General features: G+C 63.9%; 14 protein-coding genes and 2 pseudogenes. 11 read left to right on the top strand and 5 right to left on the bottom strand.

Features of this window, described 5'->3' with window-relative positions; genetic code table 11:
• Nucleotides 1-55 precede the first annotated feature (55 nt).
• The 10 genes from tssB (at nucleotide 56) to DM992_RS17975 (ending at nucleotide 17,047) form a co-directional block, all read left to right on the top strand.
• Nucleotides 56-610, top strand: coding sequence for a type VI secretion system contractile sheath small subunit (gene tssB, locus DM992_RS18020; RefSeq protein ID WP_111018016.1), 555 nt, complete (start codon nucleotides 56-58; stop codon nucleotides 608-610).
• On the top strand, nucleotides 603-2,111 hold the full coding sequence (gene tssC / locus DM992_RS18015) for a type VI secretion system contractile sheath large subunit (protein WP_111018015.1): 1,509 nt from the start codon (nucleotides 603-605) through the stop codon (nucleotides 2,109-2,111). Before tssB ends, tssC begins: the two co-directional genes overlap by 8 nt.
• A gap of 83 nt (nucleotides 2,112-2,194) precedes the next feature.
• Nucleotides 2,195-2,686 (top strand): type VI secretion system tube protein Hcp, encoded by a 492-nt coding sequence (locus DM992_RS18010; RefSeq protein ID WP_027791618.1) that lies wholly within the window; start codon nucleotides 2,195-2,197, stop codon nucleotides 2,684-2,686.
• Nucleotides 2,687-2,712: 26 nt separating this feature from the next.
• Nucleotides 2,713-3,279: a type VI secretion system baseplate subunit TssE gene (tssE, locus tag DM992_RS18005; RefSeq protein ID WP_239511403.1), complete on the top strand. Its 567-nt coding sequence runs from the start codon at nucleotides 2,713-2,715 to the stop codon at nucleotides 3,277-3,279.
• Between the two features lie 4 nt (nucleotides 3,280-3,283).
• A complete protein-coding gene (gene tssF, locus DM992_RS18000; protein WP_111018014.1) occupies nucleotides 3,284-5,155 on the top strand; it encodes a type VI secretion system baseplate subunit TssF in 1,872 nt (623 codons plus the stop codon).
• Nucleotides 5,152-6,270 carry a type VI secretion system baseplate subunit TssG gene (gene tssG / locus DM992_RS17995; protein ID WP_111018013.1) on the top strand — a complete coding sequence of 373 codons (1,119 nt, stop codon included), beginning with the start codon at nucleotides 5,152-5,154 and terminating at the stop codon, nucleotides 6,268-6,270. Before tssF ends, tssG begins: the two co-directional genes overlap by 4 nt.
• A gap of 12 nt (nucleotides 6,271-6,282) precedes the next feature.
• A complete protein-coding gene (gene tssH, locus DM992_RS17990; protein WP_111018012.1) occupies nucleotides 6,283-8,934 on the top strand; it encodes a type VI secretion system ATPase TssH in 2,652 nt (883 codons plus the stop codon).
• Nucleotides 8,931-11,135, top strand: coding sequence for a type VI secretion system tip protein VgrG (gene tssI, locus DM992_RS17985; RefSeq protein ID WP_111018011.1), 2,205 nt, complete (start codon nucleotides 8,931-8,933; stop codon nucleotides 11,133-11,135). Before tssH ends, tssI begins: the two co-directional genes overlap by 4 nt.
• 15 nt (nucleotides 11,136-11,150) lie before the next feature.
• A complete protein-coding gene (locus tag DM992_RS17980) occupies nucleotides 11,151-12,416 on the top strand; it encodes a hypothetical protein (RefSeq protein ID WP_111018010.1) in 1,266 nt (421 codons plus the stop codon).
• Between the two features lie 14 nt (nucleotides 12,417-12,430).
• On the top strand, nucleotides 12,431-17,047 hold the full coding sequence (locus DM992_RS17975) for an RHS repeat-associated core domain-containing protein (RefSeq protein WP_111018009.1): 4,617 nt from the start codon (nucleotides 12,431-12,433) through the stop codon (nucleotides 17,045-17,047).
• Between the two features lie 187 nt (nucleotides 17,048-17,234).
• On the opposite strand, the pseudogene DM992_RS17970 reads toward DM992_RS17975, so the two are convergent.
• Nucleotides 17,235-17,726 (bottom strand): annotated as a pseudogene (locus DM992_RS17970) (IS3 family transposase); the annotation flags it as partial.
• A 181-nt stretch (nucleotides 17,727-17,907) separates the two neighbouring features.
• Here DM992_RS17970 and DM992_RS17965 point away from each other — a divergent pair.
• Nucleotides 17,908-18,306 (top strand): annotated as a pseudogene (locus DM992_RS17965) (helix-turn-helix domain-containing protein); the annotation flags it as partial.
• A gap of 47 nt (nucleotides 18,307-18,353) precedes the next feature.
• Here the strand turns inward: DM992_RS17965 and DM992_RS17960 are convergent.
• From DM992_RS17960 to DM992_RS17945, 4 genes are all read right to left on the bottom strand, one after another.
• Nucleotides 18,354-19,625 carry an IS256-like element ISBcen18 family transposase gene (locus DM992_RS17960; RefSeq protein WP_111020272.1) on the bottom strand — a complete coding sequence of 424 codons (1,272 nt, stop codon included), beginning with the start codon at nucleotides 19,623-19,625 and terminating at the stop codon, nucleotides 18,354-18,356.
• Between the two features lie 142 nt (nucleotides 19,626-19,767).
• Nucleotides 19,768-21,228: an NAD-dependent succinate-semialdehyde dehydrogenase gene (locus tag DM992_RS17955; RefSeq protein ID WP_111018008.1), complete on the bottom strand. Its 1,461-nt coding sequence runs from the start codon at nucleotides 21,226-21,228 to the stop codon at nucleotides 19,768-19,770.
• A gap of 232 nt (nucleotides 21,229-21,460) precedes the next feature.
• On the bottom strand, nucleotides 21,461-22,168 hold the full coding sequence (locus DM992_RS17950; RefSeq protein WP_111018007.1) for a GntR family transcriptional regulator: 708 nt from the start codon (nucleotides 22,166-22,168) through the stop codon (nucleotides 21,461-21,463).
• An 11-nt stretch (nucleotides 22,169-22,179) separates the two neighbouring features.
• Entirely contained in the window at nucleotides 22,180-23,286 is a 1,107-nt protein-coding gene (locus DM992_RS17945; protein WP_111018006.1) for an ABC transporter ATP-binding protein, read from the bottom strand.
• Nucleotide 23,287: the final 1 nt, after the last annotated feature.

Here is a 23,287-nt window from a genome sequence, read left to right as displayed (position 1 = left end):
CCACGCGGGCGGCGGCAACGTACTGCGCAACCTGATCGACGTGAAGGAGTGGACGATGACTGACAGAACCAAGGCAGCGGGCAGCGGACAGAAGTTCATCGCGCGCAATCGGGCGCCGCGCGTGCAGATCGAGTACGACGTCGAGACCTACGGCGCCGAGCGCAAGGTGCAGCTGCCGTTCGTGATGGGCGTGATTTCGGACCTGGCGGGCAAGCGCGCCGAGCCGCTGCCGGACCTGCCGGAGCGCAAGTTTCTCGAGATCGACGTCGACAACTTCGACGAGCGGATGAAGTCGGTCGCGCCGCGTGTCGCGTTCCAGGTGCCGAACACGCTGACGGGAGAAGGGATGCTCAACGTCGACATGACGTTCGAGCAGATCGACGATTTCTCGCCGGCCGCGATCGCACGCAACGTCGACGCGCTGCGCCGGCTGCTGGAAGCGCGCACCGAGCTGTCGAACCTGCTGTCGTACATGGACGGCAAGCACGGCGCAGAACAACTGATCGAGCGCGCGATCAACGATCCCGACCTGCTGAAGACGCTCGTGCGCAATCCGCACGAATCCGCGCAGCGCGGCGATGCGACCCGACCGGAGGCCCGCGATGAATGACCCCGTCCAATCCCGCGCCGACACGCGCGAAGCCGCGCAGCCGGCGGTTGCGCACGACGAGTTCGCCGCGCTGCTGCAAAAGGAATTCAAGCCGAAGACGGCGGAGGCGCGCGAATCGGTGGAGCGCGCGGTGCGCACGCTCGCGCAGCAGGCGCTCGAGCATACGGTCGGCATGACGACCGATGCATACGGCAGCGTGAAGCAGATCATCGCGGAGATCGACCGGAAGCTGTCCGACCAGATCAACCAGATCCTGCATCACGACGAGTTCCAGACGCTCGAAGGCGCGTGGCGCGGCCTGCATTACCTCGTCACACATACCGAGACCGACGAGCTGCTGAAGATCAAGGCGCTGCCGGCATCGCGCAACGAGGTCGCGCGGATGCTGAAGCGCTACAAGGGCGTCGCGTGGGATCAAAGCCCGCTGTTCCGCAAGATCTACGAGGAGGAATACGGGCAGTTCGGCGGCGAACCGTTCGGCTGCCTCGTCGGCGATTTCCATTTCAACCACAGCCCGCCCGATGTCGAGATGCTCGGCGAGCTGTCGAAGATCGCGGCGGCCGCGCACGCGCCGTTCATCGCCGGCGCGTCGCCGGAGCTGATGCAGATGGATTCGTGGCAGGAGCTGTCGAACCCGCGCGACCTGACGAAGATTTTCCAGAACACCGAATACGCGGCGTGGCGCAGCCTGCGGCAGTCGGAGGATTCGCGCTACGTCGGCCTCGCGATGCCGCGATTTCTCGCGCGGCTGCCGTACGGCGCGCGCACCAATCCCGTCGACGAATTCGACTTCGAGGAAGACACCGATGCCGCGAACCACGATCGCTATACGTGGGCAAACTCGGCATACGCGATGGCCGCGAACATCAATCGCTCGTTCAAGCAGTACGGCTGGTGTTCGTCGATCCGCGGCGTCGAATCGGGCGGGGCGGTCGAAGGGCTGCCGAGCCATACGTTCCCGACCGACGACGGCGGCGTCGACCAGAAATGCCCGACCGAGATCGCGATCAGCGACCGCCGCGAGGCCGAGCTCGCGAAGAACGGCTTCATGCCGTTCGTACACCGGAAGAACTCGGATTTCGCGGCGTTCATCGGCGCGCAGTCGCTGTACCAGCCGGCCGAGTACCACGATCCCGACGCGACCGCGAACGCACGGCTGTCCGGCCGCCTGCCGTACCTGTTCGCGTGCTGCCGCTTCGCGCACTACCTGAAGTGCATCGTGCGCGACAAGATCGGCTCGTTCCGCGAGCGCGACGACATGGAGCGCTGGCTGAACGACTGGATCATGAACTACGTCGACGGCGACCCCGTGAACTCGTCGCAGGAAACCAAGGCGCGCAAGCCGCTCGCGGCCGCACAGGTGGTCGTCGACGAGGTCGAGGACAACCCCGGCTACTACACGTCGAAATTCTTCCTTCGGCCGCACTACCAGCTCGAAGGGCTCACCGTGTCGCTGCGGCTGATCTCGCGGCTGCCGACCGCGAAGGCGGCGAGCGAATGAGCGGAAAAACGAGCGGAAAAATATGCGGCAACAGGCATTCAACACGGCTTTCAACCTGACCTCGAACCGAAACGGAGACGGCAATGGGCGTGGCAATGTTTATGAAGGTGGACGGCGTGACCGGCGAATCGGCGGACGCGCAGCACAAGGGCTGGACCGACATCCAGTCGTTCACGTGGGGCGCGAGCCAGCCGGGCGCGATGGCGAGCGGCAGCGGCGGCAACGCGGGCAAGGCGAGCTTCAACGATCTCGTCGTCGCCGCGTACATGGACAAGGGCGCGCCCGCGATCATCAAGAACTGCGCGAACGGCAAGCATCTGTCGTCGGTCGAGATTTCCGCGTGCAAGACCGGCGGCACGCAGGTCGAGTTCATGCGCGTGACGCTGCAGGAGGTGCTCGTCACGTCCGCGCAGGTCGCGGGCATCGATCCGGGCGACGTCGCGGACCGGCTGATGATGCATTACGGCTTCCAGGCGGCGAAGGTGAAAAAGCAGTACTGGCAGCAGAACGACAATGGCGGCAAGGGCGCCGAGGTGACGGTCGGCTGGAACATCAAGGAAAACACCGAGATGTGACGGTCCGGGCACGCACGGAGACGACGATGGACGAACCACGAACCCGCGATGGCCGGGAGGGCCGGGAGGGCCGGGAAGGCAGCCTGCGCGACCGGCTGCAGCCCGCGTTGCTCGACCGGCTCGCCGACGATGCGCCGCAGTGCGCGGCCGAAGCGCCCGGCGCGCAATGGATCGGCACCGAGCGGCTGCGCGCCGCCGTGCTGCGCGATCTCGCGTGGCTGCTCAACACGCGCAACGCCGAGGACGGTTTCGTCGACTGGTCGGCGTTCGCGCACGCGCAGGCATCGGTGCTCAACTACGGGATGCGGCCGCTCGTCGGCAAGCCGATGTCGGGCGTCGAGCGGATGTCGGTCGAGGCGTCGATCCGCGACGCGATCGTCCGCTTCGAGCCGCGCATCGCGCCCGACAGCGTCGAGGTGCGCAGCGTGCTCGACGCGCCGGGCGGCCGGGCCGGCGAACGGCGCCACAACGTGCTGCTGTTCGAGATCCGCGGCACGCTGTGGTCGATCCCGCATCCGCTCGAATTCGTGCTGCGCTCCGACCTCGATCTGGAAACGGGTGCGATGTCGCTGCAATCCGTGGCAGGGGCCTGACGCGATGGATACGCGCCTGCTCGACTACTACAACCGCGAACTCGCGTATCTGCGCGAGCTCGGCGGCGAATTCGCGCAGCAGTTCCCGAAGGTCGCCGCGCGGCTGCGGCTGCACGAATCGGGACCGCCCGACCCGTACGTCGAGCGGCTGCTCGAAGGCTTCAGCTTCCTCACCGCGCGCGTGCAGCTGAAGATGGACGCCGAATTCCCGCGCTTCACGCAGGCGCTGCTCGACGCCGTGTATCCCGGCTATATCGCGCCGCTGCCGTCGATGGCGATCGTCCGGTTCGCGCCGATGATGAACGAAGGCAGCCTCGCACAGGGCTGGCGGCTGCCGGCCGGCACCGCGCTGCGCGCGCGGCAGGCTGCGTCCGAGCAGACCGCGTGCGAATTCCGCACCGCGCACGACCTGACGCTGTGGCCGCTCGAACTGACCGATGCGACTGTCACCGGCGCGCCGTCGTGGCTGCCGCGCGGCGCCGTCGCGGCGCGGCAGGACGTGCGCGGCGCGCTGCGCATCCGGCTGAAGGCGCGCGGCGGTGCGAAGCTGTCGCAACTGCCGCTCGACCGGCTGACGTTCCATCTCGCGGGCCCCGAGCGCGACGCGCTGCACCTGCTCGAACTGATCGCCGCGCATGCGCTCGGCGTTGTGTGTCACGACCCCGGGCAGCCGCCGCGCTGGCTGCATACGCTCGACGCCGACGCGATCGTCCACGAGGGTTTCGATCCGGCACAGGCGATCCTGCCCGACGACGGCCGCAGCTTCCACGGCTACCGGCTGCTGCGCGAGTATTTCGCGTTTCCGGCGCGCTTTCTGTTCTTCAGCATCGGCGGGCTGCGTGCCGCGCTCGCGCGCGCGACCGGCGACGAGTGCGAACTGACCGTGCTGTTCGATCGCCACGACGCGGCGCTGCAAGCGGCCGTCGATGCGCGCCACCTCGCTCTGAACTGCACGCCGGCCGTGAACCTGTTCGCGCGTCGCGCCGACCGCATCGCGCTGCAGCAGGGCGCACGCGAGCATCATGTCGTCGTCGACCGCAGCCGGCCGCTCGACTACGAGGTCTATGCGGTGCAGCGGCTCGCGAGCGAGCAGCGCGACGACGGCCAGTCGCGCGAATTCCGGCCGTTTCACGCGTCGTTCGCCGGCGACGACGGCAATTACGGCGCGTACTACACGGTGCGGCGCGAGCCGCGGCTCGTATCCGCGCAGGCGCGCGCGAACGGCACGCGCACCGGCTACGTCGGCAGCGAGACCTACGTGTCGCTCGTCGACAGCGAATGTGCGCCGTACGACGAGACGATGCGCTACCTGTCCGCCGATACGCTCTGTACGAACCGCGATCTCGTGCTGATGCTGCCGCCTGGCGACGCGAACACGTTCACGCTGCGCGTGTCGGCCCCGGTCGAGCGCATCGTCGCGATCCGCGGCCCGTCGCGGCCGCGCCCGCCGATCGCCGACGCGCAAACCGCGTGGCGATTGATCCGCCATCTCGGGCTCGCACGCCACACGCTGACCGATCTCGACGACGACGAAGGTGCGCATGCGCTGCGCGAACTGCTCGGCCTGCATGCCGATCCGGCCGATGTCGCGATGCGCCGGCAGATCGACGGCGTGCAGCGCGTCGCGTTCTCGCCGGTGTTCCGCCGGCTGCCGGCGCTCGGGCCGCTGATGTTCGGTCGCGGCGTGCAGGTCGACGTGACCGTCGACGACCACGCATTCTCCGGCGACAGCCCGTTCCTGCTTGGTGCGGTGCTCGAACAGTTCTTCGCGCGCCATGTGTCGATCAACGCATTCGCCGAATGCGTGCTGACCAGCGTGCAGCGCGGTACGCTCGCGCACTGGCCCGCGCGCATCGGCAGGCGGCCTGCGATATGAAACGCGACACGACTCCCGGCGTGAAGCCGACCGACGCCGACGCCCGCCGCGATGCGTGGTGGGCGCGCTTGCGGGCCGCGCCGCACGGCTACGACCTGTTCCAGGCGCTGCGCTGGCTCGACGCGCTGTCGCCCGGCCGCGTGCCGCTCGGCCATGCCGCGCGGCCGCGCGACGAGCCGGTGCGGCTCGGGCAGCAGCCGTCGCTCGCGTTCGCGGCGTCGATGCTGGCTGGCGTGCACGAGAACGGCACCGCACCGCCTCGCATCGCGATCCAAGGTTTCGGGTTGTTCGGGCCGAACGGGCCACTGCCGACGCACCTGACCGAATATGCGCACGAGCGCGCGGCCCAGCACGACGACCCGACGTTCGCCGCGTTCGCGGACCTGTTCCATCACCGGCTGATCCTGCTGTTCTACCGTGCGTGGGCCGACGTGCAGCCGACGGTGAGCCTCGATCGCCCCGAGCGCGCACGGTTCGACGGCTATATCGCGAGCCTGATCGGGCGTGCGGCGCACGGCGACAGGCCGGCCGCGCAAACTGCTGCCTTGGCCGCGGCAGCCGACACGCTCGCACCGCATGCGCGCTATTTCCATGCCGGCCATCTCGTGCGGCACACACGCAACCCCGAAGGGCTCGTGCAGATCCTGCGCCGGCATTTCGGCGTCGACGCGCGCATCGTCGAGCACGTGCCGCAGTGGGTCGCGATCGAGCGTTCGCAGCGCTGCACGATCCGCGCGACGCGGCCGACGTTGCGGGTCGGCGCCGTCGCGCTCGGCGTCGCGGTGCGCGATGCGCAGTCGCGGTTCCGGATCGTGCTCGGCCCGCTGTCGCTCGACGCCTACCGCGGCTTCCTGCCGGGCGGCCCGCATGCGCGGCAGCTCGCGCAATGGGTGCGCGAATACGTCGGCATCGAGTTCGACTGGGACGTGCAGCTCGAACTGGCCGCCGACGCGGTGCCGGCGATCGCGCTCGGCTCGCCGCAGGGAATCGGCCGCACCGCGTGGCTCGGGCAGCGGCTCGAACCGGGCCCCGCGTGCGACCTCGTCGTCCGCTACGACGTGCGGCGTGGCGGCACGCCGCGCGCCGGCGCAGCCCTTCATCGCGAAACCGTCTAAACGGGAGTCGTCATGTCCGATATCGGCCGCGTCAACCTGTTCGGAAAACTGAATCCGTTCCTCTACGAGACGCTTGAGCAGGCGACAGGGTTTTGCCGGCTGCGCGGCAATCCGTACGTCGAGCTCGCGCACTGGTTCAAGCAGATGCTGCAGCGGGCCGACGGCGACCTGCAGCGCGTGCTGCGCCGCTTCGACATCGACGCGGCCGCGATCGACCGCGCGCTCGTCGCCGCGCTCGACCGGCTGCCGCGCGGCGCCGGCTCGGTGTCGGATCTGTCCGTGCACATCGACGACGCGGTCGAGCGCGCGTGGGTCTATGCGACGCTGAAGTACGACGCGACACGCATTCGCGGCGCGGTGCTGCTGCTCGCGATCCTGAAGACGCCGCAGTTGCGCAACGTGCTGATGGGTATTACGCGCGAATTCGAGCGCATCGTACCCGACGTGCTCGCCGACGAACTCGAATCGATCGTCGAAGGCTCGGCCGAGGCGCAACCGGCCGCGCAGGCTATGAAGGCTGGCGACGCGTTGCGCGCCGCACCAGCCGACGGCTCGGCACTCGCGCGCTTCGCCGTCGACCTGACCGCCCGCGCGCGGGCCGGCGAGATCGATCCGGTGGTCGGCCGCGACGCCGAGATCCGCCAGATCGTCGACATCCTGCTGCGGCGCCGCCAGAACAACCCGCTGCTGGTCGGCGAGGCCGGCGTCGGCAAGACGGCCGTCGCCGAAGGCTTCGCGCTGCGGATCGCCGGCGGCGACGTGCCGCCGTCGCTGCGCGACGTCGCGCTGTACCTGCTCGACATCGGGCTGCTGCAGGCCGGTGCGAGCGTGAAGGGCGAGTTCGAGAGCCGGCTGCGCGGCGTGATCGACGAGGCGATGTCGTCCGAGCGGCCGGCGATCCTGTTCATCGACGAAGTGCATACGCTCGTCGGCGCGGGCGGGGCGGCCGGCACCGGCGACGCCGCGAACCTGCTGAAGCCCGCGCTCGCGCGCGGCCTGCTGCGCACGATCGGCGCGACCACATGGTCCGAGTACAAGCAATACATCGAGAAGGATCCGGCGCTGACGCGGCGCTTCCAGCTCGTCCACGTGCACGAGCCGGAAGAAGCAGCCGCGCTGACCATGCTGCGCGGCCTCGCCGCGAAGCTCGAGGCCCATCACCGCGTGCTCATGCTCGACGACGCGCTGCAGGCCGCCGTCACGCTGTCGCACCGGTATATCCCCGCCCGACAGTTGCCGGACAAGGCGATCAGCCTGCTCGATACGGCCTGCGCGCGCGTCGCCGTCAGCCAGCACGCGGTGCCCGCGCCGATCGAGGACGCACGCCGGCGCATCGACAGCCTGCGCGTCGAGCAGGAGCGAATCGGGCGCGAGTGTGCGCTCGGTACCGGCGACGTCGCACGGCGCGACGCGATCGAGTCGGACATCGCCGCCGCGCAGGCCGCGCTCGACCAGCTCGACGTGCGCTGGCAAACCGAACGCAACGCGTTGGCGGCGATCGTCGAATCACGCACCGCGTTGCTCGACGACGATCCGTCGCGCGAACTCGCCGCCGCCACGCGCGCCGATATCCAGGCGCACCTCGCGACCGCGCAGCAGGCGCTGGCCGACGTGCAGGGCGACGCGCCGCTCGTGCTGCCCGCCGTTGACACGCACGCGGTGGCGGCCGTGGTCGCCGACTGGACCGGCATTCCGCTCGGCCGGATGGTGCGCGACGAGACGCAGGCCGTGCTGAAGCTTGCCGATACGCTCGGCGAACGCGTCGTCGGCCAGCGGCATGCGGTCGAACTGATCGCGCAGCGGATCCAGACCGCGCGCGCGAAACTCGATGATCCGACGAAACCGCACGGTGTGTTCCTGCTGTGCGGCCCGTCCGGCGTCGGCAAGACCGAGACCGCGCTCGCGCTCGCCGACACGCTGTACGGCGGCGAGCACAACGCGATCACGATCAACATGAGCGAGTTCCAGGAAGCGCATACCGTATCGACGCTGAAGGGTGCGCCGCCCGGTTATGTCGGCTACGGGCAGGGCGGTGTACTCACCGAAGCCGTGCGCCGCCGGCCATACAGCGTCGTGCTGCTCGACGAGATCGAGAAGGCGCACCACGACGTGCACGAGATTTTCTTCCAGGTGTTCGACAAGGGCTGGATGGAGGACGGCGAGGGGCGCGACATCGATTTCCGGCACACCGTGATCCTGCTGACGTCGAACGTCGGCGCCGATCGCGTGATGCAGCTCTGCCGCGACCCCGAGCGCCTGCCCGACGCGCAGACGCTCGCCGATGCGCTGCGCGCGCCGCTGCTCGACGTGTTCCCGGCCGCGCTGCTCGGCCGGCTGACCGTCGTGCCGTATTACCCGCTCACCGATGCGACGCTCGCGCGGATCGTCGCGTTGCAGTTGCGGCGGATCGAGAAGCGGATCGATGCGCATCACGGCATCCGGCTGCGCTGCACCGACGCGGCGACCGCGCTGATCGTCGAGCGGTGCCGGACGATCGAATCCGGCGGCCGGATGGTCGACGCGATCCTCACGCATACCGTGATGCCGCGCATCAGCCGCGCGATCCTGCACGCCACGCTCGAAGGCCGCACGCTGGCGTCGATCGAGGTGAGCGCGGCCGACGGCGAATTCGCTTACCGGTTCGACGAGGAGACAGCCACGTGAATCGCGTATTCACCCTCGACAGCCCGCACGGCGACGACCTGAAATTCCACACGCTCGACGGCAGCGACGAGCTCGGCAGGCTGTTCGAATTCCGGATCGAGGCACTCGCGGACAGCCATAGCCTGTCGTTGAAGGACATGCTCGGCAAGCCTGTGACCGTCCGGATCGAACAGCAGAACCAGTCGACGCGCTATCTGAACGGGATCGTTGCGCGCGCATCGCTTGCCGGCAGGCGCGCCGAGCGGTACTACGGCTACGAGCTGGTCGTGCGCCCGTGGCTGTGGCTCGCGACGCGCCGCTCCGACTGCCGGATCTTCCAGAACAAGACCGTGCCCGAGATCGTGCAGGAAGTGCTGTCGACGTACGGCTTTCCGATCGAGAACCATCTCGCGGAATCGTATGTACCGCGCGAGTATTGCGTGCAGTACAACGAAACGGATGCCGCGTTCGTGTCGCGGCTGATGGAGTTCGAGGGTATCTATTACTGGTTCCGGCACGCCGAGGACACGCATACGCTGATGCTGAGCGACGCGATGTCGTCGCACGCGGCGCTGCCCGGCTACGAGACGATTCCGTATATCGCGCGCGACCGCACGGCGATCGCCGATGAGGAGCACATCGATGGCTGGCTGCCCGCGCAGGAGGTGAGCGTCGGCAAGCACCAGACCACCGACTACGACTATACGAAACCGCGCGCCGATCTTTCGTCGCAGAAGGTCGATCCGCGCGGCCACGATCACGATAGTTTCGCGTCGTTCGAATGGCCGGGTGGCTATCGCGATGACGCGCCGGGCGCGCATTACAGCCGTGTAAGGCTCGAGGAGCAGCAGGCTGAGCACGAGCGGGCGAGTGCCGATACGGATGTGCGCGGCGCCGCGCCGGGTTATCTGTTTACGCTCGCACATTGTCCGCGTGCCGATCAGAACCGCGAGTACCTGATCGTGCGGTGCCAGTACCGCTTTCAGGAGAACGCTTATGCGAGCGATCAGGGCGCGGAGGCTGTGGTGCATCAGACGATGATGCTCGTGCAGCCGTCGAGTTTGCCGTTCCGGTCGTCGCGTGAGACGCCGCGGCCGCGTACCAACGGGCCGCAGACGGCGACCGTCGTCGGGCCGCCGGGTGAGGAAATCTGGACCGATCAGTACGGGCGCGTGAAGCTGCAGTTCCGGTGGGACAGGTATGGGCAGAGCAACCAGGATTCGTCGTGCTGGGTGCGGGTGTCGAGCCCGTGGGCTGGCGGCGGGTTTGGGGGCGTGCAGATTCCGCGTGTGGGTGACGAGGTCGTCGTCGATTTCCTGAACGGCGATCCGGATGAGCCGATCGTGACCGGGCGCGTTTATAACGGCGAGAAGATGCCGCCGTGGGGGCTGCCGGGGAGTGCGACTCAAAGCGGGTTGCTGTCGAGGTCGTCACCCGGCGGAACGACCGAGCATGCGAATGCGTTCCGGTTCGAGGATAAGAAAGGCGCGGAGCAGCTGTGGATGCATGCGGAGCGGAATTTCGATGCGGAAACGGAGGCCGATCATTCGCTTTCTGTCGGGCACGATCACACGCATACGGTCGGCAACGACGAGACGATGCAGGTGAAGAACAATCGGCAGAGGAGTGTCGGGCAAAACGAGACGGTGAATATCGGGCAGAACCGGGTTGCACAGATTGGGGCGAACGAGACGCATGGGGTTGTCGGGAATCGAACGCGGACCGTCGGACAAAACGAAACCGTGACGATTGCCGCCAATCGCGACGCGACCATCGGCGGCATTCACAACGAGACGGTTGCGAAGGGCAAGACGGAAACGATCGGCGAAGGCAAGACGTTGAACGTCGGACAGCTTTATCAAACGACGTCGCAAGACATGAAGACGCTGGTAGCGTCGTCGCATACCGAGGAAATTGGTGCGCGCACGTCGACGATTACGAACGCGCATACGCTCACGGTCGGCGGCGAACACACCGTCAGCGTCGGCGCGAACCATACGACGAGCGTGCAGCATCAGGTGCTCGTCAATGCCGGCGACCAGCTTGCGCTCGTCTGCGGGAAGTCGAGCATCGTGATGATGAGCAATGGCACGATCACGATTCAGGGTGTCAACGTCGCATCAACCGGAACGGACACCCACAGCGTGAACGGCAAGACGGTGACGTCGTCGGCGACGGGCGAGCATACGGTCGAAGGCACAATCCTGAAACTGAACCCATGACGGAGGTCCGCACGAATGCAGAACTGGCAGCCGACCAATCCGGTGGAGCGCAGGTTCATGGACGCGCATACGGACTGGATGAGTTTCGCGAAGGAGCAGGACGCGCGATTGATGATCTGGCAGACCAACGAGACGGATGCGAAGCTCGTGCGGCTGTATCTCCAGGTTCAGGACGAGACGTCGTGCGCGGTCAGGACGATGCGGGCGTCGTTCGTCAACGAATCGGGTTATGCGAAGGCGCTGACGGACGAGCTTATTGCGTTCTACGACAGTCGGCGTGAGGCGTCCGATGCGCAGGGCGTGCAAGCCGACTGGCAAGCGCCGTACGACGATGGCAAGAATCCTTTGCTGTATCTGTTCACGGTTGCCGACAGCCTGATGCAGCACCATCCGGATGTTTTTCCGTCGATGGTCTTCGTGCTGGAGCCGGCGAAAGTGCGGGATGACGCGGCATGGGTGCAGTGGATGGATGGCTTGCTGACGATCATTGCGGTCGCGCCGCAGCTTGGCGAGCGCGTGCGCTTTGTCGTGCCGCGTATCGATATCGCGCCGTTTGCAGCGTTGATGCATCGGCATCGGGTTGCGGTGCGCGTCGTGCAGGGCAAATATTCGATGGCGAGCGTGCCGCGCGAATTGCTGGCGGAGTCGGGCGAGCGCGGGCCGAGCGGGGAGTTTAGACGGCATTTCGTGATGCTGACCGAGACGATCGAAGGCGGTAATCCAACTCGGCTCGAAGAATTGCGTGCGGCGGCGTTGAAGGTAGCTGAACGTGAGCAGTGGTTCGACCAGTGTGTTGTCGTGCATTTGATCGCAGGTGCTGCATATCTGAAGTGGCGCGATAGGGAGCGAGCGATCGAAGCGTACCGGAGCGCCGCCAGCAGCGGGATGCTCGCGGTCGAGGCAGGGCATCCGGCAGGGCACAAGCTTGTTGCAAACGGGTTGTTCGGCGAGGCGAGCGTGCATCTGACGCACAAGGATTACGCTCACTCGGCGTATTGCTATGAACGAGCGGCGGCGTCGACCACGGCTGCAAAGGACGGGCTGATGACGGTCGAGGCGTGGCGCATGAGCGCCGTGTGCTGGGAGCGGGCAGGAGAGCGAGAGCATGCGCTGGAGGCCGGGTTCAATGCGCTCGATGCGGGGTTGATGGTCGACGAATCGATGCGGGCGAATAGCAACCTGCCGCTCGTTGTCGAGTGGATGGTCTCGCAGTTGGGTGCAATGGACCGGCGGCGCAACGCGCTCAGCGAGAAGGTCGCTGCGTTGCGCAGCGGACGCTGAGCGGGGAGCGCGACGTGGGACTACTGGCAGTCAAGCATCTGGATCCTGTCGTCGGGATCGATGTCCACTCTGTATTGGTCGCGCCGAGCCCGACGCCCGTGTTCCTGCCGCATCCGCATGTCGGGTTCATGCTCGATCTGCGGGAATACGTCGAAGCTGCGAAAGGCGTGGTGGGCAGCATCGCGATGGCGATTGTCCAGGAGAAGGTGAGCGAGTATCTCGAGGACCATCCAGATATCGTGAAGAAGCTCGACGATGCGGCAGCGTTCACGTCGGGAAAACTGGCGGATATCCAGGACAACTCGATCATCGAGGAGGGGCTGAAACTCGAGCAGCAAGCCGCAGCACTACAGAGCAGCATTGGAAGCGTGCTCGGCGCAGGCGTCGGAATGGGAGGCGCCGCCGGCCGGCCGATATTCGTGAACGGCTTGATGCGGGCCACGGTCGGGACACATTCGTATCACGTTCCGGGTCTGCATTTTCCGCTCGGGGAGTCGTTCGCACCTCCGCCGGCGCCGGATCCCATCCCTTCGGACGACGCGGAGTCGTACATGGGCAGTCGGACGGTACTGGCCAACAACGATCCGATGTCGTTCATGGCGCTGCCGGCGTTGAGTTGCTGGTCGATCGGCATGGAGCCGCCGGGTCACAACAGCGCGCATACGGAGCGGACTTATCCGTCGATGCCGAGTTCGGTGATGCTGCCGATTCCGGCAGGGCGTCCGGTGATGGTCGGCGGGCCGCCGGTCATGAACATGGCTGCGGCGGCGAAGGGGTTATTCAATGCGTTTCAGGGATCGAAATGGGCGAAGGCGCTGGCGGACAAGCTGAATTTGAAGCCGGGATTCTTGCGGTGCAAGGTGCTGCACGCGGAGCCGGTGGACGCAATCACGGGGGAAGTAATTGTGCAGCAGCACGATTTCACGGTCGCAGGTCGCTTGCCACTTGTGTGGGACCGCTATTACGCGAGTCGCGACACGCGACGCGGCGCGATTGGGGGCGGCTGGCAAACGCCGGCCGACGTCCGGCTAGAATTGATGCGCCACGGAAGTACGGTGGGGGCGATCGCGTATTTCCCCAGTCACGCTACAGCTTTCGATACGATGCCAAGTGTAGTTGGCTGGGCAGCGCGCGTATATGACTGGCAGCACGGGTATGCGCTTTACCGTCGAGACGAGCAGCTCATCCTGCGCATGCGCGCTGGAATTGAGTATGAGTTTGCATTACCCGCACACTGGCAAAGCTCGGCGGCGAGACTCGTGGACAGTGCCACGCTAATACTGCGGCTCCACAGAATGACCGACCTCAACGGCAACGGGTGGGTGTTCGAACGCGGGCTCAATGGCAATTTGATGCGCCTGATCGAATGGAAGGGCGAGACGGCGACCGGACGTGCAATTGCGTGCGAGGCAAGTGCGGACCACGCGAGTTTGCTCACGGCCCTGATGCTCATCGATGCTGACGGCCGCTCCTATCCGCTTGTTGGTTACGAGCACGATAGTGACGGAAACCTGATTGCCGTCTCCAATGCAATGAGTCGATTGCATCGCTTCTCGTATACCGACTGTCATCGGATGGTGCGCCATTCGAGCGCCCGCGGCGTGTCTTTCTACTACAGCCACCGACAGCATGAAGATGGAGCGTGGCGAGTCGATCACGCGTGGGGCGACCATGGGTTATTCGACTATCACTTCATCTACGACGCCGGCCTTCGGGAAACACGAATCCTCAATTCTCTGGGACACACGACAATCCTCCAGGCTAACGAGCGCGGCATGCCGATAACGCGGATCGATCCGTCCGGAGGCGTGACGAGTTACAGGTACGACGGTTACGGCCGCACGAGCACGGAAACCGATCCCGCTGGGCGTGCTACCACTTGGGAATACGATGCCTACGGAAATCTTCGGGGCCAGACGCTGCTGGATGGAAGCGTCATACGGACCGATTACGGCGCGGACCATAAGCCGATATGTATCGCTGCTCCGGGAGATCGGCGGTGGCGCTATGTGTGGGACGAACGCGGCAATCTGCTTGAGCAAACTGCGCCGACAGAGGCATCTATGCGTTACGAATACGATCAGCACGGTCAACTGATCGCGCATACGGGGCCCCGCGGCGCGGTGACGCGTTTCGACTACGATCTCAATGGAAATCTCTCCGGCGTCCGCGATGCGCTCGGGCGTCGCACGCGGTACGCATATGATGCCCGAGCCAACATCGTCCAAACCGTCGACGCGCTGGGGCAGGTAAGCTGTTACGAATATGATCGTGACGGCAATCTCACACGGTCAATCAAGCCGGGAGCGCGAGAAACCTTCTGCTTTTACGACGCCGACGGCAACCTAATCCGCTATCGCGATCCCATTGGGCAGGTAACTCGGTTCGAATATTCGCCCTTGGGGCAGGTTACCAAACGACTGACACCTGACGGCGGCTTAATCGAATACCGATACGACACCGAGGCGCAACTGGTTGGCGTCGTCAACGAACGCGGCGAGTTGTATCAGCTAAAACGCGATTCGCTGGGGCGAATCATCGCTGAGATCGACTACTGGGGACAGCAGCGACGCTACGAATACGGCGTAATGAATGAGTTGCTGCGCTGTATCGATCCACTGGGACAGGTGATCGACTATGAAATGGACAGGCTCGGCCGTATTGTGCAAAAGCGCGTGCCCGACCCACAGCAACCGGATGGAGTCCGCACCGAAAAATTCTCGTACGACAGCAACGGTAACTTGATCCTCGCCGAAAATCCGGATAGCCGGATTGAGCTTAAATATGACTCTGCCGGTCGAGTCATTGAAGAAAAGCAGGGCGCACACTTCGCAATCGTCAGCACATACGACGCAGCAGGTAATCGAATCGCGCGCCAGTCCCGGCTCAACTCGGGTGGTGAAATCGTAAAACATACGGTTCTCTATGAGTATGACGCGGTCAATGCGATCAAATCAATTCAGATCGACGATGAAGCAATACCGATTATCTTTGAGCGCGACGCACTAGGGCAGATTTGCGTCGAGCATCTTGGAGCTGACCTGCGGCGAGAACTGTCATACTCATCCGAAGGGCTAATGGCAAGGCAATCGCTACTTTCCGGTACCGGCCCCCTGTTCTTCAGCGAGTATACGTATAATGTCGTCGGCGAAATGACTGGAAAGCTTGATTCTCGTCTCGGCGCTGAGGGCTATCGGTACGATCCGATGTGCAAGCTCATCGAACATCTCGATCCGACCGGCAAGTTGCATCGATTTCTGTACGATCCGGCTGGTGACCTGCTGAAGACCCGGATTCGCCGGGGCTTCCAGACTGGCGTACTCGATGACCAGGACCCACGGACCGACGCATGGATCAGGGAAGGCGAACACGGCGACGGCTACTATGCGTTTGACCGCGCCGGCAACCTCGTACGCAGGCGGACCCCACAACAGGACTTGATGCTGCGCTGGGATGGCGATGGCTTGCTGATTGAAACCTTGACCCTGCGTCAGGTACCGACGACAGCAGATGGCTCTGGAGGCACGCAACGTATTTGTACACAATACGGGTACGACGTTTTCCATCGACGGACAAAGAAAATCACGAAGATTCAGGATGACGTCGGTTTCCGGCGAGGGCTAGCATCGAATCCGCCACGATCTGTTCGCACAAGCTGCTACTTCTGGGACGATGATGTGCTTGTGGGGGAAGTTGCTCATGAATGGTGCCCAGATGGAAATACCGCCCCGTGGTCAACGTTCGAGGCGCACGAGTGGGTCTACTACCCCGGCACATTTCGGCCGCTGATAGGGCTGCAATACCTGAATGTCCAACAAGCGCCTCAGACAGATAACGAGGGCCGGCCGCAAGCCGTGCCGTTGCCATTGCGCTCAACGAAGGAAATGCGTCTCTTCTTTCATATCGGCCCAAATGGCGCGCCAACGCGGCTTACCGATCGTTCGGGACAGATTGTGTGGGAGAGCAGCTATTCAGCATTGGGGAATTTGATTCCAGTCGATGAACGGGAAATCCACTATCAACCACTACGCCTTCAAGGCCAGCATTGGGATTTCGAGACAGGGCTGCACTACAACCGACACCGGTATTATGACGAAAGCCTTGGCAGTTTTATCAGCCCAGATCCGGTCGGATTGACTGGCGGAATCAATCCATATAAATATGCGACAAATTCTTTAAGCTGGTGCGACCCCCTCGGTCTAATCAATGTCAATGTGAATTGGGCCCACATTTTATCAGGATCGTGGGCCACTACGCCCGAGGGAGATAGATATCTCGACGGCGGACATTTTTGGCCGGCCGTATCAGCAAACCTTCCGAACGAAGTCAGAGATTTGGACGCGCAAAGCAACAACAACAGCGGTTCATACAATGCAAAAATTCAGATCCGAGGGGCCGGAAACACATGGATCGACAATCCGATTAGAAATAGAATCGATTTTTATCCTGCCAACTGGACCGAAGCCCAATTAAAAAACGAGGTAGAGCAGGCCTTGCAAAATCTAAAAAGTGGTGGGCAGTTCAATATAAAAACGCCAAGCGGGCTCTGGATAATGGGCGGTGCCTTCATAGTCAATCAAAGCGGGTTTGAATATGCTCAAGTTAACACTGCATTCCCTTGTAGGATGTAGCAAACGACGCAACGACACAATAATCAGATCAGCTCGGTCCCGCGTCGTTTTATGTCTGGAAATCGGGCTGCACGACGTCAGGCCAACCTCGCCATAATTTTACATAACGTGAATTATCGAACATTTTGATTGTAGTGGCTAGATTGAAATGTCCGCTTTGGGGGTGCGGCGGAATTCTTGGACTGGTTTATGTCGTCAGCCCGAGGCTCTCCCGGTATTCAATCGGACTGAGTGCGCCAAGCGAGATCTTGATCCGTTTCTCGTTGTACCAGCGAATGTACGAGTCAACCACCTCAATGAACTGGTCGGTGCTCACGGTCCGCCAGTCTCGAGAGTAAAACAGTTCCGTTTTCAGCCTTCCAAAGAAGCCTTCGCACGCCGCGTTGTCGGGCGAACAGCCCTTGCGCGACATTGAGCGAATCAGCTTGGCCTCACGTATCCGGGTAAGCCAGCCCGGCCAGCGATAATGCGCACCGCGATCTGAATGGACCACGGGCCGGCTGTTGCTGCTACCGATTGCTTCGATGGCAGCATCGAGCATCGTATTCACAAGCTCGGCGTCTGGCCGCGTACCGATCGACCAACTGATCACCAGTCCATCGAAGCAATCGATGACCGGCGACAGATAGACTTTACCGGCCGGAATCTGGAACTCTGTGATGTCTGTGAGCCATTTTTCACCTAGTTGACGAACGGTCGCGGTAAGGCGCTTTCCAAGCTTCAAGTAGAGCTTGACTGCTCGGATGCGTTCTTCGTATGAGTACATGGACTAGCTCCCAAATAGTCCAAGAATTCCGCCGCCCCCCCTTTCGCGCCACGTAAGCTGTCCGGCCGCCGGGTGTCCGGCGCCGGAGGCTGCGATGGCTGCAACGGAGCGGATCACGATGACGATGCGCGAGCTGGACAGGTTCAAGGTCATTCAAGACGTGGCGGACGGCAAGCTCAAGCCATGGCGTGCAGCGCAACGGCTGGAATTGACGACACGGCAGATTCGCCGACTGGTCGCCCGGCTGCGTGAGCACGGTCCGGCGGGCTTGGTGTCGGGACACCGAGCGAAGCCCGGCAACCGTCGTCTGGACCCAGGAGACGCCGACCGGGCGCTGTCGATCATCCGCGATCGCTACGCCGATTTCGGGCCGACGCTGGCCTGCGAGAAGCTCTGGGAATGTCACGGCATTCGGCTGGCCAAGGAGACGGTCAGGAAACTCATGACGGAGGCTGGCTTGTGGATTCCGCGCCGGCAGCGTCCGCCGAAGGTTTGCCGAACCTGTCCGCATTTTTGTGGGCGAGGCGGTTGAACAACAGGTTATCCACGCGCCTGCGTAAACCGTTCGCCGAACAGAATAGCAAACTGGTTCATCGCTGATTTCCAGTCGAAGGCGGCCCTCACGGTCTTGGCCAGTACGTTGCGCAGCGCCAGCCAGAGCAGCTTGATGGCCGCCTCGTCGTTCGGGAAGTGACCGCGCGTCTTGATGATCTTGCGCAATTGCATGTTCAAGCTCTCGATGGCGTTTGTCGTATAAACGACTCGCCGAATTTCCGGCGGGAACACGTAGAACGGCACGACGTGCTCCCACGCGCGTTGCCACGACTGCACGATCGTCGGGTACTTCGCGCCCCAAGGTCCGTCGGCGAAGTCTTGCAGCGCTTGCCTTGCTGCCTCTTCGCTGGCAGCCGCGTAGATCGGGCGCAGCGCCGTGGCGAGTACCTTGCGGTCCTTGTAGCTGGCGTATTCGAGGCTGTTGCGGATCAGATGCACGATGCAGGTCTGAACGGTGGTCCGCGGATAGGCCGCGCTGATGGCTTCGGTTAGCCCCTTCAGGCCATCGACCACGGCGATCAGGATGTCCTGGCAGCCGCGCGTCTTGAGTTCATTGAACACCTTGAGCCAGAACTTGGCGCCCTCGGTCTGCTCGATCCAGAGGCCCAGCACATCGCGCTGGCCATCGGCTTGGATGCCCAAGGCCAGATAGACGGCCTTGTTGCTGACCACCCCGTCGTCGCGGATCTTGACCCGCAGCGCATCGAAGAACACGACCGGATACATCGCCTCGAGTGGGCGGCTCTGCCAGCTCAGCGCTTCGGCCATCACCTCGTCGGTGACCGAGCTGATGAAGTCGGGCGACACTTCGGTGCCGTATTGCTCGGCCAGAAACCCTTGAATCTCGCGCACGCTCATGCCACGCGCGTACATCGCAATGATGCGTTCGTCGAAGCCGGTGAAGCGGCGCTCGTGCTTGGGAATCAGGATCGGCTCGAAGCTGCCGTCACGGTCACGAGGGACTTCGACACGAACCGGGCCGCGATCCGTGATGACCGTCTTGCCGCTGGCGCCGTTGCGCTCGTTGGCTTGTCCGGCCGGCTTGGACTGGCCCGACGGGTAGCCCAGATGCAGATTCATCTCGGCGCCCATCGCCCGTTCGATGATCGCCTTGTTGAACGCCAGCATCAGATCCTGAACCTCGGTCGGCGTCATCGGCCCCTTGACCAACTGGTCCAGCAGTTCCTTGGGCAACTCAGGCAGCGGCCCGCGGGCCGCTGCCTGACGCGCTACGGTTTGCCTCTTCTTCATCGGCATATCCATGACTTTTATACCTCATGATATGCCCCGCCCACGAAATGACGGATAGGTCCGGTTTGCCAGCCGCGAGCGCGACGAGCATCCTTCGACGACCACGCATTCATGCAGCGTGCCCCCTTTCAGTCGAATGAACCGAAGATCAAACCGCCATGCACAGGTACTTGATGACCAGGTAATCGTCGATGCCGTAGTGCGACCCTTCGCGGCCCAGCCCCGACTGCTTCACGCCGCCGAACGGCGCGACCTCGTTCGAAATGAGGCCCGTATTGATGCCGACCATCCCGTATTCGAGCTGCTCGGCTACTCGCCAGACGCGCCCGATATCGCGGCTATAGAAATAGGCGGCAAGCCCGAACTCGGTATCGTTGGCGAGCTTCACCACCTCGTCGTCGCTCGAGAAGCGGAACAGCGGTGCGAGCGGCCCGAACGTCTCTTCTCTCGCGACGTCCATTTCCGCGGTGGTATTCAGCAGCACCGTGGGCTCGAAGAAACCATGCCCGAGCGCATGCCGCTTTCCACCGGCAGCGAGCGTCGCGCCTTTGTCGAGTGCGTCCGCGATATGCGCTTCGACCTTGCTGACAGCCACGTCGTTGATCAACGGCCCCAGCGTCACGCCGCCTTCCGTACCGTGCCCCACCTTCAGCCCCTTCACCGCCGCCACCAGCTTCGCGGCGAACGCGTCATAAACCCGGTCATGCACGTAGAAGCGATTGGTGCAAACACACGTCTGCCCGTTGTTGCGGTACTTGGAAGCAATCGCCCCTTCGACGGCGGCATCGAGATCGGCATCGTCGAACACGATGAACGGTGCGTTTCCGCCGAGTTCGAGCGTCACCTTTTTCACCGTGGGCGCGCTCTGCGCCATCAGCAGCCGCCCCACTCCCGTCGATCCGGTGAACGAAAGCTTGCGCACCACGGGGCTGCTCGTCAGCGCGCCACCGATCGCCTTCGGGTCGCCGGTAATGATATTGAGCACACCGTTCGGCACCCCCGCGCGCTCGGCGAGAACCGCCAGCGCGAGCGCCGAGAACGGTGTAGCTTCGGCCGGCTTCACGACGATAGGACAGCCGGCTGCCAGCGCCGGCCCGACCTTGCGGGTGATCATCGCGTTCGGGAAATTCCACGGCGTGATCGCCGCGCAAACCCCCACGGGCTCCCTGACGACCACGAGGCGCTTGTCGGCCGCCGGCGTCGCGAGCGTGTCGCCGGCCACGCGCTTGCCCTCTTCAGCGAACCATTCGATAAACGACGCACCATAGACGATTTCGCCTTTTGCTTCGGCAAGCGGCTTGCCCTGCTCGGCCGTGAGGATCAGCGCAAGGTCGTCGGCGTTCTCGATCATGAGCTCGTACCAGCGACGCAGGACGCGCGCGCGCTCCTTCGCCGTCGTTGCCCGCCACGCCGGCCACGCCGCATTCGCGGCGTCAATCGCGCGCGATGTCTCTGCCGCGCCCATCAGCGGAACGCAGCCGAGCGTTGCGCCCGTCGCCGGGTCGCGCACGTCGAAGCGCTCGCCCGAGTCGGCCGTGCACCATTGCCCGTCGATATAAGCCTGATGACGCAAGAGCGCCGGATCCTTCAACAGCGATTTCAATTCCACGATCGTTCCTTCCGGGGATAAAAATGTATCAGGCAGCCCGGGCTGGACTCGGGCCGCAAGTACCGAAAATTTCAAGTGGCGGTCGGCCGCGACGCCGCGACGCGAGGGCAGCGTTCCCTGCCCGTCACGTTTGGCCCGCAAACACGGCACCCACTTCGTAGTGCAAAGTAGAAGCAAGGAAAGCCGAGCTCAGTACCGTTCTGCCCGCCTCAAGCGACTCAAAAACAGCGCACTACCCCGCCTGACGCCACGAAGCATTCTCGTGACCGTGAGCCAGCAGCTTGCGCGCGATCTCGGCCACCCGGTGCACGTGCGCGATTGCAGCCTCGCGCGCCGCCACGCCGTTTCCCGTCGCGATCCCCGCGAGAATCTCGCGCATCTCTTCAACCGCCTGGCGCCCGCGATCGTCGGAAGCGATCGTCAGCGCGCGCAAGCGGTTGATGCGCGCGATCAACGACTGCACGATCTCCCACGCTACATGCTTCTTCCCGGCGAGGAACATGCGTTCATAGAATGCCGACGTGAGCGCCTTCACCGCCTGATGATCCTGCGCCTCGAACGCTTGCTGGATCTGGTCGATACAGGCCGCCAGATCGGCGACCAGAGGCTCGTCGGCATGCTGCGCGCAGGCCATCGCAGCCTCGCCTTCCAGCAACGCGCGTATTTCGTAGATCTCGGCCGCCGTGTCGAAGTCGAGGACCGCAACGATCGGTCCGTGGTTCGGTATCGAGTCGACCAGCCCCTCGGTTTCAAGATGGCGCAGGACCTCGCGCACGACGGTTCGGCTCACGCCCAGGATCTCGCACAGCGAGCGCTCGATCAGCCGCTCGCCCGGCTGGAAATGCGCGTCGAGGATAGCGGTGCGCATTTTCTCGAGCGCGAGTTCGCGCAGTGTGGCGGTGGGACGCTGGACCTTGAGGGACGGCAGTTCGGGACTCATGGATGCCGCCGTCAGGCTTGCGCGAAGAGACGCACGTCGTGCGCGTCCCAGTCGACGAGTGCCTGCGCCCCAATCACGATACCGTTGTCGTGCCGATGGGCGGCCGGCATGCGGATCGAGATTTCCTGCTGCCACGGCGTCGCCACCGCGTAGTGCATCGCATCGCCGAGATAGGTGACGTCGCGCACGGTCACGGGCAAGCCTGCAGTACCGCTCGCACCGTTTGAACCGCTTGCGCTCTGCAGCGAGCTGATACGCATCTGTTCCGGGCGAATCATCAGCGCGCCCTCGTCGCCGGCTGCGAGCGTCGGATGAAACACGTCCGACGCCATTTCGAGTCCGTTGGGGAACACGCCGCCCATGCGACCGTCGCTGTTCTTCGTCACCTTGACCGGCAGGAAATTCGAATTGCCGATAAAGCTCGCGACGAAGCGCGACGCCGGGTTCGCATAGAGCTCCTCGCCGGTGCCGACCTGCTCGATGCGGCCCTGGTTGAACACGGCGATACGGTCCGACAGGCGCAGCGCCTCTTCCTGGTCGTGCGTGACATAGAGGATCGTCACGCCGGTTTCCTGGTGAATGCGGCGCAACTCGAGTTGAATCTCCTCGCGCAGTTTCTTGTCAAGCGCGGAGAGCGGCTCGTCCATCAGCAACACGGGCGGATCGTAGGCAAGCGCACGCGCGATGGCAACGCGCTGCTGCTGCCCGCCAGAAAGCTGGGCGGGCATCCGGTCGCGACACTCGGACAGGTGAACGAGTTTCAGCATCTGCTCCACTTTCGCGTTGATTTCGGCTTCGGGCCGGCGGCGCACCCGCAGCGGGAATGCAACGTTCTCGCCCACCGTGAGATGCGGGAACAGCGTATAGCGCTGAAACACCATGCCGATGTTGCGCAGGTTCGGCGCGACCGACAACAGCGACTTGCCGTCGAGCAGCACGCGTCCGTCGGTCGGCTCCTGAAAGCCCGCGACGATATAGAGCGTGGTGCTCTTGCCCGAACCTGACGGTCCGAGGAAAGTCATGAATTCGCCCTTGCGCACGTCGAGCGAAACCTGGTCGATCGCGACGACATTGTCGTAAGTCTTGCGCAGGCGCTGGATTTGCAGGAATGCAGTCATG

This window comes from Burkholderia sp. JP2-270 (genome assembly GCF_003233675.1).
GTDB lineage: Bacteria > Pseudomonadota > Gammaproteobacteria > Burkholderiales > Burkholderiaceae > Burkholderia > Burkholderia pyrrocinia_C.
This window is presented reverse-complemented; position numbering and strand designations above follow the sequence as displayed.

What these genes read in the sequence shown, in the direction of transcription:
- DM992_RS17980 (WP_111018010.1), top strand. Translation starts at nt 11,151, where the DNA reads ATGCAGAACTGGCAGCCGACCAATCCGGTGGAGCGCAGGTTCATGGAC.
- tssH (WP_111018012.1), top strand. Translation starts at nt 6,283, where the DNA reads ATGTCCGATATCGGCCGCGTCAACCTGTTCGGAAAACTGAATCCGTTC.
- tssB (WP_111018016.1), top strand. Translation starts at nt 56, where the DNA reads ATGACTGACAGAACCAAGGCAGCGGGCAGCGGACAGAAGTTCATCGCG.
- DM992_RS18010 (WP_027791618.1), top strand. Translation starts at nt 2,195, where the DNA reads ATGGGCGTGGCAATGTTTATGAAGGTGGACGGCGTGACCGGCGAATCG.
- tssC (WP_111018015.1), top strand. Translation starts at nt 603, where the DNA reads ATGAATGACCCCGTCCAATCCCGCGCCGACACGCGCGAAGCCGCGCAG.
- tssF (WP_111018014.1), top strand. Translation starts at nt 3,284, where the DNA reads ATGGATACGCGCCTGCTCGACTACTACAACCGCGAACTCGCGTATCTG.
- DM992_RS17950 (WP_111018007.1), bottom strand. Translation starts at nt 22,168, where the DNA reads ATGAGTCCCGAACTGCCGTCCCTCAAGGTCCAGCGTCCCACCGCCACA.
- DM992_RS17945 (WP_111018006.1), bottom strand. Translation starts at nt 23,286, where the DNA reads ATGACTGCATTCCTGCAAATCCAGCGCCTGCGCAAGACTTACGACAAT.
- tssG (WP_111018013.1), top strand. Translation starts at nt 5,152, where the DNA reads ATGAAACGCGACACGACTCCCGGCGTGAAGCCGACCGACGCCGACGCC.
- tssE (WP_239511403.1), top strand. Translation starts at nt 2,713, where the DNA reads ATGGACGAACCACGAACCCGCGATGGCCGGGAGGGCCGGGAGGGCCGG.
- DM992_RS17960 (WP_111020272.1), bottom strand. Translation starts at nt 19,625, where the DNA reads ATGCCGATGAAGAAGAGGCAAACCGTAGCGCGTCAGGCAGCGGCCCGC.